The sequence below is a fragment of the uncultured Wocania sp. genome, from assembly GCF_964021735.1.
Lineage (GTDB): Bacteria > Bacteroidota > Bacteroidia > Flavobacteriales > Flavobacteriaceae > Wocania_A.
On the sequence record NZ_CAXIBN010000222.1, the window covers coordinates 1 to 4336 of the forward strand.

General features: G+C 32.2%; 2 protein-coding genes. One reads left to right on the plus strand and one right to left on the minus strand.

Going from position 1 to position 4336, the window contains the following annotated elements:
- Window positions 1-188 precede the first annotated feature (188 nt).
- Window positions 189-2816 carry a TonB-dependent receptor gene (locus tag AADI82_RS13935; RefSeq protein WP_034041493.1) on the minus strand — a complete coding sequence of 876 codons (2628 nt, stop codon included), beginning with the start codon at window positions 2814-2816 and terminating at the stop codon, window positions 189-191.
- 171 nt (window positions 2817-2987) lie between these two features.
- Between AADI82_RS13935 and AADI82_RS13940 the strand changes: the two genes are divergently transcribed.
- Entirely contained in the window at window positions 2988-4019 is a 1032-nt protein-coding gene (locus tag AADI82_RS13940; protein WP_034041496.1) for a LacI family DNA-binding transcriptional regulator, read from the plus strand.
- The last annotated feature ends 317 nt before the right edge of the window (window positions 4020-4336 follow it).

Below are 4336 nucleotides of genomic sequence, written 5' to 3' on the forward strand. Positions count from 1 at the left end.
TTGCTCAGTAACAGTTTTTGATATTGAATCTGAAACTTGACCAAAACTAACTTGAGTTAAGGTTATAATAAATACTATCGAAAAAATTAAAGACTTCATAACAACAAATATTTAATTTAAAAGAGTTGGAACTTAGCATAAAACTCCAACTCTTTTATTAACAAACTCAAATCAAACTAAACTTCTTTTTAAAATTTATATTGTAAAGATAATGTTGAAGAACGACCACTAATTGACCTAGCTCTTACTAAACGATTTGAACCAAAAGCACCATCGCCATTACCTTCTACTTCTGTTATACCAACAGTATCAAAAAGGTTATTTACACTTAATACTAATGAAAGTCCTTCAGTTAAGCCAACTCTTCCAATTAAATTAAAGTAAGCATACGCTGGCATTACTAAAGCGTTATCATCTTGAGCATAAGATTTTGATGTGCCTAAAACACTTAAAGCAACACCATGTTGGCTGTTTTCACCAAAATTATAAGATGGCGATAAGTTGTAAACTAAATCTGCTTGTCTTCTTGGGGTGTTTCCTTTGTTATCACCACCGTCAATTTCAGCTTTTGTCCAAGTAAAAGACCCATTAAAAGAGAAGTTATCTCCAAACGCTAAAGCTGTTTCAGCTTCTAAACCTAAAGCTTTAAATGGATTACCAACAGATCTATTTAACTCGTTACTTAAACCTTCATCCGTATTACTCATAAATCCTGTTAAGTTAAGAACTCCATTTTTAAGTCTTTTCTTGTAACCAACTTCTAACTGAGACACTTCATCGTACTGCACATCTGCTTTACCATCTGTACCGTAGTTATTTCTATCTGCTGCTCTTCCTGAAGCACCAGAGCTATATCTTGCGAAAACAGCAGCTCCTTCGTCCAATTTATAATTTAAACCAGCAGAGTAAGACACAAAGTTATAATCGTCATTTACTATTTGTCCTGCACTTCCTGCAATAACTGGTACTACTTGCTCTATACCTTCAATAGTTCCGTTACCATCGTAATCGTATGCATCTTGACTTGTAGGACCATTTGCAATGGTACCGTTTACATTAACATTCTCAAAGCGAATACTTCCATCGAAGTTTAATTTTTCAGAAATGTCAGCATCAACACCTACATAAGGAGAGTTTACATTATGTACTGTATTATATCTACGTTGACAGCAATTTCCCCATACTGGCGTACCATAAGAGTATTGACCGTTTCTTGAAAAGCCATCAAAATCCGCTAGTCTTGCTTGTCCGCCACCTTTAACTTCTGAAATAAATGAGCTCCATTGCCATCCTATTTTAGTATTTTGTGTTGCAGTAAATAAACCAGCAGTTACACCAACATTATCACTTATTTTTTTAGAAATTTTCATATCGCTAAAAAAGTTGCTTAAATCATCTACAGTAACATCAAACATGTGTATAATTTGAGCCAATCCGTTAGAAGGGTTAAAAGCTCCTCTATCTCCATCAGAATAAACCAATGTTCCCGTAGCATTTGAAGCATCTCTTGCTGTTGTTTCAATTTCAGAAACTGTTCCCACAGCAGCTGTAAATGGCGACACCCATTCTCCGCTATTACTAGAGTAACGTGCTTTACCTGCTATTTTCCAATCACCTCCTAAATCGAAAGAAAATTCAGCCCCTAAAGATTTAGATACAGGGTTGTTACCGTTTCTAACATCGTTAACATGTCTTCCTCCGCCATCAAAAGGATTTGTTCCTGCACTTTGTTGTAAATATGCAGAGTGTGGGGAATCGCTAGTAATATCAAAACCTGGTAAGTTAGAAAATGTTGGATTTGCATTATCTCCTTCTAATAACATTGGCATTGGCAAATACATTACCGATCTGTCGTTTAATAGTTTAGCATAAACACGTACGTAACCTGCATCAAATCTTTTGGTAAGATTCGCTTTAAATTGTCCACCTTTATTCCCTTGATAACCTATTTCTCTTGGTCCTTCACCAGTTCTAATAAAACCACCAATATGGTATGATAACCCATTTTCAAATGGTTGTCCATATTCAAAATCTAATCTGCTTGTTTGATAATCTAAACCGAAAGTTGTTGCTAAAGAACCTCCTTCTGTAGCTCCAGTTTTGCTAATCATATTAATGATACCAGCTGGACCATTTGACGTTTGTGTAGATGCCGAACCACCTCTAATGGCTTCAACTCTACCAATGTTAGAATCAATTCTTAAAAAATTATCGGCGTTCCCAAAAGATGTGTCTCCAAACAAGTTTAATGGTAAACCATCTTCTTGAATTTGAAAATATCTCGATCCACCAGAAGAAATTGGCACACCACGTACATTAAAGTTAGCATTACCTTCGCCGCCAGAAGATTCTGCACGAATACCTGGTATATTTCTAAAAAGTTCACCCGCACTTCTTGGAGAAGCTTGTTCAATTAGTTTAACATCCATAGTAGAAACAGATACACTCGATTCTATTTTAGATTTAGGATTTACAACCCCAGTAACAATAACTTGATCTAAAGATTGTGCATCTTCAGACATGGTAAAATCTAAAGTGACATCAGCATCTTCAACTGTTACACTTTGTGAAGATTTTGCATACCCTAAAAAAGTTGCAGATAATGTGTAAGTTCCATTTTCTACATTTTCTATTGTATAATTGCCATCAAAATCTGTAACCGCTCCTTTAGATGTACCATCTAAAATAACATTAACACCACCTAAAGGCATTCCTGTTTGATCTTTAATGTTTCCTGATATTGATTGTGCAAATACTGTACTAACTGACAGAAGCATCATAATCAATAAAAATCCATTTTTTTTAATAGAATTCATTTGTCTTAATTTTTAGTTATTCGATAAATTATTTAGTTAATTTTTTGACAAATCTATATTTATACTCTATTCAATTTTACTTTTTCATAACGAAAACGTTTTCGATTTAAACGAAAACGTTTTCGATTTTGTTTTTTATTATTATATTTATATCTAAAATTAATTGTTTTTATGAAACCAGTAACCTTAAAAGAAATTGCAGAACAATTAAACATTTCTGTTACTACGGTCTCCAAAGCATTAAAAGATTACCCAGATGTAAGCAAAAAAACTAAAGGTTTGGTAAAAGAATTGGCAAAAACATTAAATTATAAGCCTAATACTTTTGCGGTTAATTTAAGAACTAAAGAATCTAAAACCATAGGTTTAATAATCCCTGTTATTGTTCATCACTTTTTTTCAAACGTTATTAAAGGTATTATTTCGCAAGCGGAAAAAAAAGGATATTTGGTTATCATTCTTCAATCTAATGAATCTTATGACTTAGAAAAGAAACAAATTGATTTATTATTAAGCCAACGTGTAGATGGTATTATAATTTCATTAGCAAATGGAACGGCAAATTTTAATCACTTAAATGAAGTTTTAGCTCAAGATAAACCTTTAGTCATGTTTGATAAGATTGCCAAAATTGTTAAATGTTCAAAAATTATAATTGATGATAGAAAAGCTGCTTATACGGCAACACAACATTTAATAGATATAGGCTGTAAACGAATCGCACATTTTAGAGGTGCGCTTTTACCACAAAATTCTATAGATAGGTTTCTAGGCTATAAAAAAGCATTGTTGGATAATAATTTACCTTACGACCCTTCTTTAGTTTATATATGTGAATGTGGAGACATGAGTTTTGAAGAAGGCAAGAAAAATGCACAGCTATTATTAAAAGATCATAACGATGTAGATGGGGTTTTTATAAACACCGATTTAGTAGCTATTGGAGCATTGACAGAGTTTAACAAGCAAGGTGTTAAAATTCCAGAAGACATTAGTGTTGTAGGCTTTAGTAATTGGTTCATGTCGTCTGTTATATCTCCAACATTAACAACTATTGATCAACCTGGTTTTAAAATGGGAAAAACAGCTTTTAAACAACTATATAAGGAAATTAAAGCTATCAAAAATAAGAAACCCAAAGCACCTAAAATTATTACGCTTGAAACAGAATTGATAAAGAGAGAATCTACTCGAACAATTTAAAGCAGAAAGTATCTAAGCACATATAAAATTGGGTTGATAAATTCATAAAATAAAGATTCATACAGAATGTGTTTACAGATACACATACTTATATAGAAGTGTGATATAATAAAACTACTTAGGTGTCATAAAAAAAATTCAATTTTTTATGTTCATGGGATTTTTTATCCTATCTTCTAATAGAGATAGTTTTTAGTAAAAAACTTATCCGAATTACGAGAACTACCTATTATTGCTTGTACATTAAAATAAAAAAAGTTGCTTTTATTTTCTGTTCAACGTATTAAAGTCACTTATTTTGATTAGCTTTATTTTTA